This window comes from Pseudomonas sp. GW821-FHT07F05, assembly GCF_059418765.1.
On record NZ_JBWKQL010000015.1, the window covers coordinates 62465 to 79883 of the forward strand.

2 protein-coding genes are annotated in these 17419 nt (G+C 60.9%); one reads left to right on the forward strand and one right to left on the reverse strand.

Annotation, left to right across the window (positions count from 1 at the left end; translation table 11 throughout):
• Positions 1–76: 76 nt before the first annotated feature.
• The gene (locus tag AC07RO_RS23620; protein WP_495087210.1) at positions 77–15667 is read right to left on the reverse strand and encodes a retention module-containing protein; all 15591 of its coding nucleotides are present in this window, start codon (positions 15665–15667) and stop codon (positions 77–79) included.
• 402 nt (positions 15668–16069) lie between these two features.
• Here AC07RO_RS23620 and AC07RO_RS23625 point away from each other — a divergent pair, with 402 nt between their 5' ends.
• On the forward strand, positions 16070–17419 hold the full coding sequence (locus tag AC07RO_RS23625) for a TolC family outer membrane protein (protein ID WP_192174598.1): 1350 nt from the start codon (positions 16070–16072) through the stop codon (positions 17417–17419).

Below are 17419 nucleotides of genomic sequence, written 5' to 3' on the forward strand. Positions count from 1 at the left end.
TCCTCAGGGAGTAACGGTGCTGGCAACCGTCAGGGACGGCTGCCAGCACAGTACAACAGCTCTCGCGACTCAGCTATCAGTGGTGATCGACTTTGATGGTCGGATCCGCACCGCTCACCAGCGAGTTGACCATGGCATTGCTCCAGGTCACGCCTTCCACCTTGATGTGCACATCGGCCGTGGTCGCCGCGGCAGCCGCAGTGACATTCGACGCGAACTGCCCGGTGGTGCTGACTTGCAGAATGGTGTCATGACCATCATTGGTGATTTGCAGGTACTTGCTGAGGGTGTCGGTGTCTTCACCTTGCAGCAGGTCACGCAAGTCGATCCGGTCGCCTTCGCCCTTGTTGAAGTCCTTGATCACGTCAAAGCCACCGCTGTTGGTGTCGCCTGCTTTCCAGGCGAATGTATCGGCACCTGCGCCACCGGTAAGGATGTCGTTGCCTTTACCACCGATCAGAATGTCGTTGCCGTTGCCACCGTTGAGGATGTCGTCGCCACCCTGGCCGAACAGAATGTCGTTGCCATTGCCGCCCAGCAGGGTGTCGTTCCCGTCCTGGGACGTCGACGACGAATTGGTCAGGTGAGCCACCGCGTCAAGGTTGTTGGTCACGAACGAGTGCAGCGTCTTGTCATCGATGGTCGACACATTCACGTGCAAGGTATCTGCCGCGAACGCCTTCAGCGCCGTGATGCCGCCCTGCGTGTTGTAGGTGATCAGATCACCGAACAGGATGTCATTGCCGTCGCCACCGTTGAGGGTGTCGCTGCCCGGAGCGATATCTTTCTGGTCGCCCAGTACCGCTTTCGCCAGGTCGTCAGCGTTGACGTTGGTCTGCGCGTGACCGTCGCTGTCGTAGTGATTGAGCGTGCTCGTCTTGACCGCCGAGTTCAGGCCGATCGCTTCGATGGTAGGCGACTGCTTCAGCAACAGCGCGTAACCGGTGTCCGCTTCAGCCAGCACAACGCTGCTGCCGTTGGTTTCAGGTGAGTTCAGGCTGTATTCCTGACCGCCCTTGCCGTCCGCGTGGCTGGCGAGGGTGCCCACCAGCTTGCCGGTCGTGCTGCTGGCGTAGCTGTAAACATGGCCCACGGTGTCGATGGCGACTTTGCCGTTCACCGAATACGTGCTGCCCAAATGCCAGCTTTCCAGGCCCGTCGCCAGTGTGACAGCCGCGCCGTTCACCGTACCGAGCACCGTGCTGGTGTTCTGGTAAACGTTAGGCTCGCCGTCGGTGATGAAGTACGTGCGGTTCTCGCCCGTCGGGTTGGTGCTGTTCAAGCCGGCAAACCAGTTCGCCGTGGTCTTGAAGGCATCTTCGTAGTTGGTGGTACCGCCCGATGTCATGGTCGCCAGAGCAGCGGCCAAGGTTTTCAGCGCAGCAGCCTTGTCAGACATGTCCACCGACACGGTCGAGCGCACGTTGGTGTCGAAATCCACCAGCAGCACGTTGATCTTGCCGGCGTTGGCGGTTTGAGCACCGTTCGCCAGTTTCTCGAAGACCGACTGCAGCTGTGTTTTCGCCGTGTCGAGGGATTTGCCCATGCTGCCCGAGCTGTCGACGATGAAGGCGATGTTGTAGCTCTTGCCCTGCACGATGGTCGTGCCGCTGACGTCGCCAACGATGATGTCGCCGCCGGTGGTGCCGTTGATTGGCGTCGGGTCGGTGCCAGCCAGGCCTTCACTCGAGGTGTAGGTCTGAGGCTCGACGGTAACGGTGATCGCCTTGCTGTCGCTGGCGCTGGCCACGGCGCTTGGGACGCCTGGCACATTTGCTTCGGTCGCCGTCGCCGTGACGTTCAGCGTGAACTTGCCGCTGAAGTAGTCAGGCGTGGTGATGCTCAGCGTCGACAGGTCGAATTGGCTGACGTCGATCGTGTCCATCACGGTTTTGCCGTTTTCGACGTGGGTCGTCACGGTGGCCGTGTGGCCTGCGGCGTCGGTCAGGATCGAGCCGACCGGTGCGCCGCCGCTCAGGGTCGTGACGTGAGTCTCCGAACCGTCGAGGCTGTCGCCGAATACCGCCTGGACCGGGCTCAGCTTGATCGCGGCGCCTTCGGTGCCATGGTTCAGCTCGTAGCCGGTGTAATAACCCTCACCGCTGCCAACCGTGCCTTCGTGCAACGGCGAGACGTTCAGGCCGGAAGCCTTGAGGTCATCGACCGTTGCGAACAGCAGCACGTTGCTGCCGTTCAGGGCCACGGTCTGAGTCGCGCCGGTGCTGATGGTCTTGTCGACCAGATTGATGCTGTAGCTGCCCGGGCCCGCCTGGTTGTAGTGGTAGATGTCCAGGGTGTAGTAGCCAGACTCCGTCGGCGTGAAGCCCGCGCTCTGGATCTTGCCGCCCGCACCCCATGTGGCGTTGGCCGCAGTCTGGCCCGCCACGGTGATCAACAGGCTGTCGTCTGCCGTACCGGAGAAGGTGTAGGTGTGGCCGGCTTCCATGTAGATCAGGCCGGACAGCTTGGTGCCGGTGCCGACTGCGACGGAAGAGTCCTGTGCAGCGGTGGCGACGGTGTGCGAGGTCGATGCAACGGTCGTGTTGAAGCCGGCCTTGATGGTCGCTTCGTTGGCGCCGTTGCCGTCGGTTCCCATGTTCTTCAGCGTGCCGACATAAACGTCTTTCACCAGACCGGTCGACTGAACGACGCCGGAGCCCAGCGTCACCGCTGGTTGGTCGGCGACAGGCGCCACATTGATGGTGCCGGTGGCCTTGACCGAACTCGCCAGACCCTGATCGTCCACTGCCTTGTAGGTGAACGACGTGCTGCCCGCCCAATCGGCGGCTGGCTTGAAGTACACCGTTGCAGCGTTGCCGACGGCGACGATGTTGCTCAGGCTGGTCAACGCGACCTTGCCCGCCGCATCGGCGTAGAACGTGCCGTGTGCAGCCATGTCGACCAGGTTGAAGTGGTCGATTTTGCTGTCCACGTCGGTCGCGCTCAGCGTCACGGCGATGGCCGGGCTGTCTTCGTTGCCGCTGCCGGTCGTGGCGTTGGCCACTGGAACATCGTTGACCGTCGTGATGTGAATCGTCGAGGTGGTGTTGGCGATGTTGTTGGTGGCACTGCCGTCGTTGACGCTGATGTTGATGATGCGATCGTCTTTGACAGGGTCGTGAGACGTGCTGTCGAAGGTAATCGACGAGATCGCCGTCTGATACTGAGCCGCCGTGCCCGCACCGAACGTGATGACCTTGCCGGTCACAACGTTGTTGGTGACGATGTCGGTGGTGGTGACGCTCAGGCCAGCGGTGTTGCCGATCGCCAGCAGATCACCCGCCTTGTAGTTGGTCAGCGTGACAGTGGCGCTTTGCAGCGTCGGGCTGTCGGCGTCTTTCAGGGTGAAGTCTGCAGCAATCAGGCCTGGACCTTTGCCCGGCGCGGTGACATCGCCGCCGACCAGGGTTTCGTTCCAGGTGTTGCCGAAGTCCTTGCCATCGCCGGTGTGGCCGATGACGGGCGCGTCGTTCACGGCGGTGACCGAGATCTTGCTGCCGGCAACCAGCGAATCCTGTGTACCGGTACCGTCGCCTTTCGCGCCTGAGTCGGTCACTTGAACCGTCACGGCACGGTCACCCGCCTGAGGGTTGTCGCCCGGGCTGTTGAAGGTGATCGACTGGATCAGCGCCTTGTACTGGTCAATGGTCGCGATGCCGTTGATCTTGAAGCCGTTCACCAGGCCTGCATCGTTGTGGGTTTCCACCACGCTGACGCCTTTCGGCGCAGTGCCGGTGAAGGTCAGTACGTCGCCTGCCTTCACATCGACCGACACCACGGCCTTGCTCAGGGTGGTGTTGTCGACATCGGCCAGGTTCAGGTTCTTGACGATCGAGACCGCCGCGTCGTTTTCAGTAAAGGCAACCGACGCAGTGCTCACGGTTGGTACATCGTTGACCGTGGTGATGTGGATCGTCGAGGTCGTGGACGCGATGTTGTTGACCGCGCTGCCGTCATCGACAGTGATGTTGATGATGCGGTTGTCTTTCGACGGATCATGGGACGTGCTGTCGAAGGTGATCGACTGAATCGCCGTCTGGTACTGGGCAGCTGTGCCTGCGCCGAACGTGATGGTTTTGCCGGTCACTGCGCCGGAAGCGTCTTTTACATCACTCAGGGTATAGGTCAGGGCGCCCGGTTTGCCGACATTCAGGACGTCGCCGTCTTTGAAGTTGGTCAGCGTGACGGTCGCGCTTTTCAGCGTGGTGCTGTCGGCGTCGTTCAGGGTGAAATCGCGAGCGATCTGACCTGGACCTTTGCCCGGCGCGGTGACATCGCCACCGACGGCGGTTTCGTTCCAGGTGTTGCCGAACTCTTTGCCCGTTCCGGTGTGGCCGATGACAGGTGCGTCGTTCACGGCGATCACATTGATCTGGCTGTTGTGGACCACAGTCAGGTTGTCAGTGCCGTTGGCATCGGCGTCAGTCACAGCGATGGTCACGCCGCGTGGCGCGGTGTTCGGGTTATCGCTGTTGTCGGCGTAGGTGATCGACTTGATCAGGGTTTCGTAGTTGGCAACCGAAGCCTTGCCGGTCAGGTCGATAACGATGTTGCCGTTGTCGTCGTTGCTGAGGCTGTATTTGATGCCCAGGCCCGTATCGCCCGAGGTACCGTCTTTGTAGTACTGGGAAACGATCAGGTCTTCAGCCTGAATACCGGTCAGCGTGATTTTCGCGCTGCTCAGCTGGGTGCTGTCGATGTCGGTGATGCTGAAGTTTTTGACGATCGCGGTCGGGGCGTCATTTTCGGTGTAGGTGATGCTGCCGAAATTCACGAACGGTGCGTCGTTCACTGGCGTCACGTTGACGGTCAGCGGCTGTTGGGTCGTCGCGGACGGTCCGTTCAGTTCGGTGGACGTCGCGTTGACGGTCAGGTTGATCTGGCCGTTGAAGTTTTCCGGTGGCGTGATAGTGACCTTGGTCAGGTCCCAGCCGTCGAGCGCCGCAGTGCCGTTGCCGCCGGCAGTTGACGTGTAGCTGTGAGTGCCATCGGTGACAACGGCACCGACCGGAACGCCGGAAACGGTCAGGTGGGTCAGGCTCTCGGAACCGTCGGTATCGACCAGCGTGGTGCCAATGTTCAGGTGGATGGCCGTGTCTTCCGGGCCGGTGACGGCAGGCGCGATCACGGTCGGGGCGTCTGCCACCGGTGCCACATGGACGTTGAACGTCAGGTCTTTGCTGACCGGAGCCGCTGCGCCGTCTTGGGCGGTAGCGGTGACGGTCAGAGCGATGTCGCCGCTGAAGTTGGCCGGCGGGGTCAGCTTGAGTTTGCTCAGGTCCCAATCGGTCACGTCAGTGGCGGTTGCACCGGCGGTGGCGTTGAAGGTGTGCGTGCCGTCGCTCAGGGAAGCGCCAACCGGAATGCCCTTCATGCTGACGGTCAGGGTTTCGGAACCGTCGACGTCGGTGGTCGCTGCCTTGATGGTCGACAGCAGAATCGCGTTGTCTTCCAGGCCGCTGTTCAGGTGCTCGGTGACGCTGATGTTGTTGATCACGCCGCCGAGGGAGTTCGCGTCGCCAGCCTTGAATTCCAGCTTCGCGCTGCCGTCGGTGGTGACCGGCACGTCGAAGGTGTAGGTCTTCAGACCCACCACGGTATTGGTCAGCGTGCCGACCAGCTTGCCGCCCCAGAAGACGTTGATCAGCGAGTTGTCGACCGCGCCTGCACGGACCGAATAATCGAGCGAAACGGTGTAGGTCGCGCCGGCTTTGGCGTCGATGTTGGTGTACAGGTTGCTCGGGTCGCCGCTGTTTCGCTCCAGTTCCAGCACCTGGCTGTTGTTGCTGTTGCCGGCAACGCCGTAAGTGCCTGGAGTTCGGATCTCAACGGTGCCGCCGCTGTTGTCGGTGTGCCATGCGCCACTGCCGATGTTGCCGATCACAGTCGTGGTCGCGCCGTTCACGTTCAGCGAAGCCACGGTCTGGTCGTCCACGAGGGACAGGGCAGGGGTGTCGGTGACCGGATTGACCTTGATGGTGCCGGTTGCCGGAGTGGTGTCTGCCTGACCCTGATTGTCGACGGCGGTGTAGGTGAAGTGGGTGCTGCCGCTCCAGTCGCCGACCGGCTTGAAGTAGACGGTTGCGCTATTGCCGGTCGCCTTGATGACGCTGTTGCCGTCCAGTGCCTGAGTGCCTGCGGCATCGGCGTAGAAAGTACCGTGCTGACCCAGGTTGACCAGGTTGAAGTGGTCAATGGTGCCGTCGACGTCGGTGCCGGTTAGCTTGACCGCCACGGTGTTGTCTTCGTCGCCTGTGGCCGACGCTGGCTTGGTCACCGGCGCATCGTTGACGGAAATCACGTTGATCTGGCTGTCGTGAACGACGGTCAGGTTGTTGGTGCCATTGGCATCCACGTCGGTCACAGCAATGGTCACGCCGCGCGGTGTGGTGCTCGGGTTGTTGCTGTTGTCGGCGTAGGTGATCGACTTGATCAGGGTTTCGTAGTTGGCGACCGAAGCGTTGCCAACCAGATCAATAACGATGTTGCCGTTGGCGTCGTTGCTCAGGGTGTACTTGATGCCCAGACCGGTATCGCCGCTGTTATCGCCTTTGTAGTACTGGGAAACGATCAGGTCTTCGGCCTGAATACCGGTCAGCGTGATCTTCGCGCTGCTCAGTTGAGTGCTGTCGACGTCACTGATGCTGAAGTCTTTGACGATCGCGATCGGCGCGCCGTTTTCGGTGTAGGTGATGCTGCCGAAGTTGACCACCGGCGCGTCGTTGACGGCCGTGACCGTGATGGTGCCGGTCGCCGGGGTGGTGGAAGCCAGACCCTGGTTGTCAACGGCGGTGTAGGTGAACGGCGTGCTGCCGTTCCAGTTCGCATCCGGCTTGAAGTAGATCGTTGCGCCATTGTTGGTGGCGGTGATGTCGTTCAGGTTGGTCAGCGGCTGGGTGCCAGCGGCGTCGGAGTAGAACGTGCCGTTGGCAGGCGTGTTGACCAGGTTGAAGTGGTCAATGGTGCCGTCGACGTCGGCCCCGGTCAGCTTGACCGCAACGAGGGTGTCTTCGCTGCCATTGCCTGTGGCGGTGTTGACTACCGGCGCATCGTTCACGGATGCGACGTTGACGGTCAGCGACTTGACCGTGGTGGCCGAGTCGTTGTTGGCGCTTTCGGTCGACGTCGAGCTCACTTGCAGGTTGAACGAGCCGTTGAAGTCTTTCGGCGGCGTGATGGTCAGGGTGCTCAGGTTCCAGCCGGTGAGGTACGCCTCGCCATCGCCGCCTTCAGAAACAGGGATGGAGGTGTAGCTGTGGCCGTTGCCATCGCTCAGCACCGCGCCCACTGGGATGCCGCCCACAATGACTGGGCCGAGGGACTCGGAACCGTCGGTGTCCACCAGTGCAGCGCTCAGGTCCAGCTTGATGGCGCTGTCTTCATCGCCCTGGGCGGTGGTGACGGTAACGATCGGAGCATCAGCCACTGGCGTGACGTTAATGGTGCCGGTCGCCGGAGTGCCGGCTGGCAGGTTCTGGTTGTCGACAGCGGTGTAGGTGAAGTTGGTGTCACCGGCCCAGTTTGCGTCTGGCTTGAAGTAGATCGTCGCGCCGTTGTTGGTCGCGGCGATGTTGCTCAAGTTGGTCAGCGGCTGAGTACCGGCGGCGTCCGAGTAGAACGTACCGTGTGCAGGCGCAGTGACCAGGTTGAAGTGGCCAATGGTGCTGTCGACATCGGAGCCAGACAGCTTGACGGCGATGGTGGTGTCTTCGTTGCCTGCACCCGTAGCGGCGTTGACTACCGGCGCATCGTTCACGGAAATGACATTGATCTGGCTGTCGTGAACGACGGTCAGGTTGTTGGTGCCGTTGGCATCAGCGTCAGTCACAGCGATGGTCACGCCGCGCGGCGCGGTGCTCGGGTTCTCGCTGTTGTCGGCGTAGGTGATCGACTTGATCAGGGTTTCGTAGTTGGCGACCGAAGCCTTGCCAACCAGGTCGATAACGATGTTGCCGTTGGCGTCGTTGCTCAGGGTGTACTTGATGCCCAGACCGGTATCGCCGCTGTTATCGCCTTTGTAGTACTGGGAAACGATCAGGTCTTCAGCCTGAATACCGGTCAGCGTGATCTTCGCGCTGCTCAGTTGAGTGCTGTCGACGTCGCTGATGCTGAGGTTATTGACGATCGCGATTGGTGCACCGTTTTCGGTATACGAGGTGCTGTCGAAGTTCACAACCGGCGCGTCATTGACGGCCGTGACGTTGATTGTGCCAGTGCCTGGAGTGGCGGCGGGCAAACCTTGATTGTCGACAGCGGTGTAGGTGAACGGCGTGCTGCCATTCCAGTTGGCGTCCGGCTTGAAGTAGATCGTCGCGCCGTTGTTGGTCGCGGTGATGTCGCTCAAGTTGGTCAGCGGCTGAGTGCCAGCGGCGTCGGAGTAGAACGTGCCGTTGGCAGGCGTGTTGACCAGATTGAAATGGTCAATGGTGCCGTCGACGTCAGAGCCGGTCAGCTTGACCGCGACGATAGTGTCTTCGTTGCCATTGCCGGTGGCGGCGTTAACAACTGGAGCGTCGTTCACGGCAATAACGTTGATCTGGCTGTCGTGAACAACGGTCAGGTTGTTGGTGCCGTTGGCATCCACGTCGGTCACAGCGATGGTCACACCACGTGGGGCAGTGCTCGGGTTCTCGCTGTTGTCGGCGTAAGTAATCGACTTGATCAGGGTTTCGTAGTCGGCAACCGAAGCCTTGCCGGTCAAGTCGATGACGATGTTGCCGTTGGCGTCGTTGCTCAGCTTGTAGCTGATACCCAGACTGGTGGTACCGGTGGTGCCATCGGTGCCGCCTTTGTAGTACTGGGAAACGATCAGGTCTTCAGCCTGAATACCGGTCAGCGTGATTTTCGCGCTGCTCAGTTCGGTGCTGTCGACATCAGCGATGCTGAAGTCTTTGACGATCGCGATCGGTGCACCGTTTTCGGTGTACGTGATGCTGCCGAAGTTGACCACCGGCGCGTCGTTGACGGGCGTAACCGTGATGGTGCCGGTCGCCGGGGTTGTGGAAGCCAGCCCCTGGTTGTCGACAGCGGTGTAGGTGAACGGCGTGCTGCCGTTCCAGTTCGCATCCGGCTTGAAGTAGATCGTCGCGCCGTTGTTGGTCGCGGTGATGTCGTTCAGGTTGGTCAGCGGCTGGGTGCCCGCAGCGTCGGAGTAGAAGGTGCCGTTGGCAGGCGTGTTGACCAGGTTGAAGTGGTCAATGGTGCCGTCGACGTCCGAACCGGTCAGCTTGACCGCAACGATAGTGTCTTCGTTGCCATTGCCGGTGGCGGTGTTGACCACAGGCGCATCGTTTACCGACGCGACGTTCACAGTCAGGGACTGGGTCGTGGTTGCCGATTGACCGGTGATCTCAGTCGACGTCGAGCTCACTTGCAGCGTGATCGAACCGTTGAAGTCAGCCGGCGGCGTCAGGGTCAGCTTGGTCAAATCCCAGCCATCGATGATGACTTTGCCGTCGCCGGTCGGGATCGAGGTGTAGCTGTTTTTGCCGTCGGTCAGCACGGCGCCAACCGGAATGCCGCCCACGGTCAGGCCGCTCAGGCTTTCCGAACCGTCGGTGTCGACCAGTGCAGTGCCGACGCTGATCTTGATTGCGGTGTCTTCATCGCCCTGGGCGGTGGTGACGGTAACGATCGGGGCATCCGCCACTGGCGTGACGTTAATGGTGCCGGTCGCCGGGGTGCCGGCTGGCAGGTTCTGGTTGTCGACGGCGGTGTAAGTGAAGCTGGTATCACCTGCCCAGTTTGCGTCTGGCTTGAAGTAGATCGTCGCGCCATTGTTGCTCGCGGCGATGTTGGTCAAGTTGGTCAGCGGCTGAGTACCGGCGGCGTCCGAGTAGAACGTGCCGTGTGCAGGCGCACTGACCAGGTTGAAGTGGCCAATGGTGCCGTCGACATCGGAGCCAGACAGCTTGACCGCGATGGCGGTGTCTTCCTTGCCTGCACCCGAAGCGGCGTTGACTACCGGCGCATCGTTCACGGAAATGACATTGATCTGGCTGTCGTGAACGACGGTCAGATTGTTGGTGCCGTTGGCATCAGCGTCAGTAACGGCGATGGTCACGCCGCGTGGGGCAGTGCTCGGGTTCTCGCTGTTGTCAGCGTAGGTGATCGACTTGATCAGGGTTTCGTAGTTGGCAACCGAAGCCTTGCCAGTCAAGTCGATGACGATGTTGCCGTTGGCGTCGTTGCTGAGCGTGTACTTGATGCCCAGGCTCGTGTCGCCAGAGGTACCACCTTTGTAGTACTGCGAAACGATCAGGTCTTCAGCCTGAATACCGGTCAGCGTGATCTTCGCGCTGCTCAGTTGGGTGCTGTCGACATCGTTGATGCTGAAGTTGTTGACGATCGCAACCGGTGCACCGTTTTCGGTGTACGAGGTGCCGTCGAAGTTGACCACTGGCGCATCGTTGACCGGCCCGACGGTGACAGTCAGGGGCACAGTCGTGGTTGCCGATTGACCGGTGATCTCAGTCGAGGTCGAGCTCACTTGCAGGTTGATCGAGCCGTTGAAGTCTTTTGGCGGCGTGATTGTCAGGTTGGTCAAATCCCAACCATTAATGTAGACCGCGCCGTCGCCTGTCGGAATCGAGGTGTAGCTGTGGGTGCCGTCAGTCAGCACGGCGCCCACCGGAATACCGGACACCACGAATGGGCCCAGGGATTCGGAGCCATCGGTGTCGACCAGCGCGGTGCTTACGTTCAGCTTGATCGCCGAATCTTCGGCGCCCTGGGCGTTGCTGACGGTAACGATCGGCGCATCAGCCACCGGCGTGACGTTGATCGTGCCCGTTGCCGTGTTGCCGGCTGGCAGGTTCTGGTTGTCGACAGCGGTGTAAGTGAAGCTGGTGTCGCCCGCCCAGTTGGCGTCTGGCTTGAAGTAGATCGTCGCGCCGTTGTTGCTGGCGGCGATGTTGGTCAAGTTGGTCAGCGGCTGAGTACCGGCGGCGTCCGAGTAGAACGTACCGTGTGCAGGCGCACTGACCAGGTTGAAATGGCCAATGGTGCCGTCGACGTCAGAGCCAGTCAGCTTGACGGCGATGGTGGTGTCTTCGTTGCCAGCACCCGCCGCTGTGTTAACGGTCGGTGCATCGTTGACCGCGGTCACGTCGATTTGACCGGTGGCGCTGCCCGACAGGTTGTTGGTGCCGTTGGCATCAACGTCGGTCACTTCGATGGTCACGCCACGTGGGGCAGTGCTTGGGTTATCGCTGCTGTTCGCGTAGGTGATCGAGTTGATCAGCGTGGTGTAGTCGGCGATCGACGCCTTGCCGGTCAGGTCGATGACGATGTTGCCGTTGGCGTCGTTGCTCAGGTTGTAGCTGATGCCCAGGTCGGTGGTGCCGCTGTTGCCGCCCTTGTAGTACTGGGAAACGATCAAGTCTTCAGCCTGAATGCCGGTCAGCGTGATCTTCGCGCTGCTCAGCTGAGCGCTGTCGACGTCGCCGATCTGCAGATTGCTGACCAATGCCTGAGGTGCGCCGTTTTCGACGTAGTCGGGGTTGGTGAAGGTGACGGTCGGTGCATCGTTGACCGGCCCGACGGTGACAGTCAGGGGCACAGTCGTGGTGGCCGATTGGCCGGTCAGCTCGGTGGAGGTCGAGCTCACTTGCAGGTTGATCGAGCCGTTGAAGTCTTTCGGCGGCGTGATCGTCAGGTTGGTCAAATCCCAACCGTTGATGTAGACCGCGCCGTCGCCTGTCGGAATCGAGGTGTAGCTGTGGGTGCCGTCAGTCAGCACGGCGCCCACCGGAATACCGGACACCACGAACGGGCCCAGGGATTCCGAGCCATCGGTGTCGACCAGCGCGGTGCTCACGTTCAGCTTGATCGCGGAGTCTTCATTACCTTGTGCGTCAGCAACGGTGACGATCGGAGCATCGGCTACCGGCGTGACGTTGATGATGCCGTTCGCCGGCGCGCCCGCAGGCAGGTTTTGGTTGTCGACAGCGGTGTAGGTGAAGCTGGTGTCACCGGCCCAGTTGGCATCCGGTTTGAAGTAGATGGTCGCGCTGTTGTTGCTGGCGGCGATGTTGCTGAGGTTGGTCAGCTCCTGGGTACCAGCTGCGTCGGCGTAGAACTTGCCGTGCTCGGCCATGGTGACCAGGTTGAAGTGGTCGATGGTGCCGTCGACATCAGCGCCGGTCAGCTTGACCGCAATGGCGGTGTCTTCGTCGCCCTGGCCCAGTGCCGCGTTCACGGTCGGGGCGTCGTTGACGGCAATCACGTTGATCTGGCCGTCGTGCACGGCGGTCAGGTTAGTGGTGCCGTTGGCGTCCAGGTCGGTGACGGAAATGCTCACGCCGCGCGGGACGGTGCTCGGGTTTTCGCTGTTGTCGGCGTACGTGAGCGACTTGATCAGGGTTTCATAGTTGGCGACCGAGGCATTGCCCGTCAGGTCGATGACGATGTTGCCGTTGGCGTCGTTGCTCAGGGTGTAGGTGATGCCCAGGTCGGTAACGCCAGTGGTGCCGCCTTTGTAGTACTGGGACACAACGAGGTCTTCAGCCTGGATACCGGTCAGCGTGATTTTCGCGCTGCTCAGCTGAGTGCTGTCGATGTCGGTGATGCTGAAGTTGTTGACCAGCGCGACCGGCGCACCGTTTTCGGTGTAGGTCGTGCTGTCGAAGTTGACCGCCGGGCCGTCGTTCACGGGCGTCACGTTGACGATCAGAGACTGCGTCGTGGTGGCCGCATCCTTGTTGGCGGCTTCGGTCGAGGTCGAGCTCACTTGCAGGGTGATCGGGCCGTTGAAGTCTTTCGGCGGGGTAATCGTCAGGTTGTTCAGGTCCCAACCGTCGATGTAGACAGCGCCGTCGCCGGTCGGAATCGAGGTATAGCTGTGGGTGCCGTCAGTCAGCACGGCGCCGACCGGAATGCCGGACACAACCAACGGGCCCAGGGACTCGGAGCCATCGGTGTCGACCAGTGCAGTGCTCAGCGTCAGCTTGATCGCCGTGTCTTCAGCGCCTTGGGCGTTGGCAACGGTGACGATCGGGGCATCGGCCACTGGCGTGACGTTGATAATGCCGTTGGCTGGCGTGCCGGCTGGCTGGCCCTGATTGTCGACAGCGGTGTAGGTGAAGCTGGTGTCGCCCGCCCAGTTGGCGTTCGGCTTGAAGTAGATGGTCGCGCCGTTGGCGGTGGCGGCGATGTTGCTGAGGTTGGTCAGCGCCTGGGTCCCGGCGGCATCGGCGTAGAACGTGCCGTTGGCTACCAGGCTGACCAGGTTGAAGTGATCGATGGTGCCGTCGACGTCAGCGCCGGTCAGCTTGACCGCGATGGTGGTGTCTTCGTCGCCTTTGCCCGATGCGTTGGTGACGGTCGGTGCATCGTTGACCGGGGTGATGTCGACTTCGCCGGTGGCGCTGCCCGTCAGGTTGTTGGTGCCGTGGGTGTCCACGTCAGTCACTTCGATCGTCACGCCGCGCGGGGTGGTGATCGGAGCGTCACTGCTGTTGGCGTAAGTGATCGAGTTGATCAGCGTGGTGTAGTCGGCGATCGAGGCGTTGCCGCTCAACTGAATGACAACGTTGCCGTTGGCGTCATTGCCCAGCGTGTAGCTGATGCCCGACGCCGTGGTGCCGGTGTTGCCGCCCTGGAAGGACGGCGAAGCGATCAGGTCTTCGGCCTGAACGCCAGTCACGGTGATCTTCGCGCCGCTCAACTGGCCGCCGTCGACGTCGCCGATCTGCAGGTTGTTGACCAGTGCCTGAGGTGCGCCGTTTTCGACGTAATCGGTGCTGGTGAACGAGACGGTCGGGGCGTCATTGACGGCAACGACGTGCACGATGCTGGTGGCCGGCACGGAATCGTTCTGGCCATCGTTGACGGTCACAGTAATGGTGCGGTCCGCGACGCTCGGGTCCTGGCTGCTGTTCTGGAAGGTGATCGACTTGATCACGGCTTCGTATTCGGCAGCGGTGGCGGCACCGGTCAGGGTCAGTACGATCTGGCCGTTGACGGTGGCGGTAGTGACCGCGATGTTCGCGTTCGGGCTGCCCACTACTAATGTGTCGGCGTCCTGAGCGTTGGTCAGGGTGACTTTCGCGCCTTGCAGGGTCGGGCTGTCGGCGTCAGTGACGGTCAACTGGTCGGCGATCGAAACGCCAGCCTGGCCTTCGGTGAACGTGGTTTCGCTGTTGGTGCCGTTACCGCCGCCATTCGGATCGACAACCGGCAGAGCGTCGTTGTCGATGATGGTGGTGGTGACGCTGCCATTGGTCGCGCTGGCAACGATGCTCTCGAAGTTGCCGCCGGTGATGGCGCCGATCGCCACGGTGACGTTTTCAACGCCTTCCGGGATCGTGTCATTAAGGGTGTTCAGGTCGAAGGTGACGCTGCTGCTGTTGGCAGGGATCTTCACGCTGACCACTTGCGTGTAGTCAGTGCCGTTGGATGCGGTGCCACTGTAGGTCAGATTGATCGTGACTTCGGTCTGCGCCGGGTTGCTCAACGTAATGGTGTACGTGGCGGCCTGGCCTTCAACCACCGACTGGGTGCCGGTGATACTGGCAACGGTGGTGTCGATGCTGTCGACGATCTGCACCACAGCCGGCGCCGTGTTAGGCACCAGGTTCTCAAAGTTGCCGCCGGTTGCGCCGGTAATCGTGGTGCTGATAACGGTGTTGGTGTTGTAGACGTCATTCGCTGGGGCCGCGACGACAACCGTACCGGTGGACTCGCCCGCACGGATGGTGATGGTCGAACCGTCGGACAAGGTGACGTTGACCGGGGTCTGTGCCGGGTTGGTCAGCGTAGCGGTGTAGGTGATCGAGGTGCCTTCGACAGACGTCGGCGCAGCGCTGAGGCTGACCGTGGTGGTGTCGATGGTGTCGGTGATGGTGGTCACCGCCGGGGTCGGATCGGTTGTCACGACCAGACCGCCACCGCCCGTTGTGCCGGTGATAGTGGTGCTGATAACGGAAGGGTCGATGTATGGCGTGTTGTTGTCAGCCAGTTGAACAGTGGTTGAGCCGGACGTGTCGCCGCCACGAATGACAATGGTCGAACCGTTGGACAGGGTGACCGTCAGGTCCGACGTCGGTGCCTGGGTGATGTTCGCCGTGTAGACCAGCGCGCCGCCGGCTTCGGTCAGCGTCTGGGTGGCGGTCAGTGTCAGGGTGCCCGTCGGCTGCGGCGCGACGGGGGTACCGCCGTTGTCGTTGCCGTTGTCGATCGCCAGGCCGTTGCTCAGCGTAGGCGGCGGCGTAGTCGTCGTCCCCAGCCCGTTGGTCGGGAAGCCGATGGTCGGATTCACTTCGCCCGCCGTCTCGGTGAGCATCACCACGCTGTGGCCGCCGCCTGCGTTGCCGCCGTCACCTGGCGCCGCTTGCGGACCTGCTGCAGTGGCTTCGAGGTCTTTGGTCGGGTCGGCGCCGGCCGCGATGGCCTGCTGCAGTTCGGCAACTGACGGTGCCGCTTGCGCGCTGGCTTCGGCAAGGTTGGTCGTGGACGCCGGTGCGTCGGCACTCCACTGGCTGTCACGGCCAATGTCCAGCTGACGGCCATCGGCAAGCTGCAGCGTGACTGCGCCTCCCGGGCCTGTCTCAAGCTGCTCGCCGGTGAACAACCGGTCACCCTCGATGAGCACACGACGAATCCCTTCCGGGGAAACTGCTACTACCTGGCCAACAATGCTTTTGACGATGGCAACAACACTGCTCATGGGGGTGACTCTCCGAAATTACCGTTCAGTTGGTATCCATCATGCCGACCGGCCTTAACTAACGCCGCTTCATTACTGGATGACGTAAAGATTCGCATTTGTTTCATTGCCAGATAACAAGTTAGGGAACTTATTAAGTTGCTCGTAATCTGGCGTCAATTTATTAACAGCAGGTCGGCACTGGAATTAACTTTCTGCCAAAGTATTGACCTATTCGGCGACATCCTAAACAATCGCTTCCGTAATGTCACATTGATATTTGATGAGATCGCGGATTTCTGCAGTGTGATCGCAAGCGCCCTTCAGAACACTCTCGAGACGATCACTTCAATGGCCATTTTTACGATGCGGCAGTGCGTATTGCTGCATTTTGAACAAGTACGTTCTCGGGAAATCACCAAAATGCGTAAGCACCTCTTCACTGCTGTACCCCTCATCCTTTGTGCCGGTTTCGTTCAGGCCCAGACGCTACAGTCCGCCATGCAGAAAGCCATGGACGAGCATCCCGAGGTGCAGGCCGGCATCAATGCCCGTATCGCCCAGGACTACGCACTCCGTGCTGCAAAGGGCGGCTACCTGCCGCGTGTCGATGTCACGGCGGGCTACGGCCGGGCCGGTTCCGATACGCCAAGCACCCGTGCCTCGACCGGTCGTCACGATTACCAGACGCTGGACCGTGGCGAGTCGCAAATCCGTCTTCAGCAAATGCTCTTTGATGGCTTCGCAACAAGTAACGAAGTTGCGCGTCAACAAGCCACCGCCAATTCCCGGGCATACTCGCTGTTAAATACAACCGAACGTACCGCGTTGACAGTTGCGCAGGTCTATCTCGATGTTCTTACTCAACGTGAAATGGTTCGGCTGGCCGAAGAAAACCTGAAGAGTCACGAACGTATTTACGACCAAATCAAACTGCGCACTTCCCGCGGTGTAGGTCGTATGGCCGATATGGACCAGGCCGATGCCCGTCTGGCACAGGCCCGTAACAACCTGATCACCGAACAAACCAACCTGGCCGACGCCCAGACCAACTACTTGAGTGCCGTTGGTCTGGAAGCTGACCAGCTGGAAGCGCCGTCGCCGTTCGCCATGATGCCTGCCGATCTGAACGAAGCCCGCCGCCAGATGCTCGAGAACAGCCCGGTGCTGCGCTCGGCGGAAGCCGACATCGTTGCCGCTGAAAAGCAGTACACCTCGGCGCAGTCCAATTACTACCCGCGTTTCGATGCAGAACTGGGCCGCAATGCCGATAACAACATTGGCGGCGACGAAGGCCACAACAATGGCTGGGAAGCCATGGTCCGCATGCGCTTCAACCTGTACGCCGGTGGCAGCAACAAGGCTGACCTGCAATCCAAGTCGTACCTGTCGAGTCAGGCCCTGGATATCCGCAACAACGCGCTGCGTCAGTTGAACGAAGAACTGGGCTTGGCCTGGAACGCCTACAACAACGCCAACGCCCAGGTGCCGATCGCTCAGCAGTACGTCGAGCGGGCCAACAGCGTGCGTACTTCGTACCAGCAGCAATTCAGTCTGGGAGAGCGTACCCTGCTCGACCTTCTCGACAGCGAGAACGAGTTGTTCACCGCACAACAGCGTCTGGTGCAGCTGAAAAACCTGCAGACGTACACCCAGTACCGCATCAAGGCGGACATGGGCACATTGCTGAAAAGCCAGGGTGTCGTGGCGCCGATGGCATCGGTTGTGCAGAACGATGTGAAACCGACAGTTCAGCTGCCGGGCATGAACTGA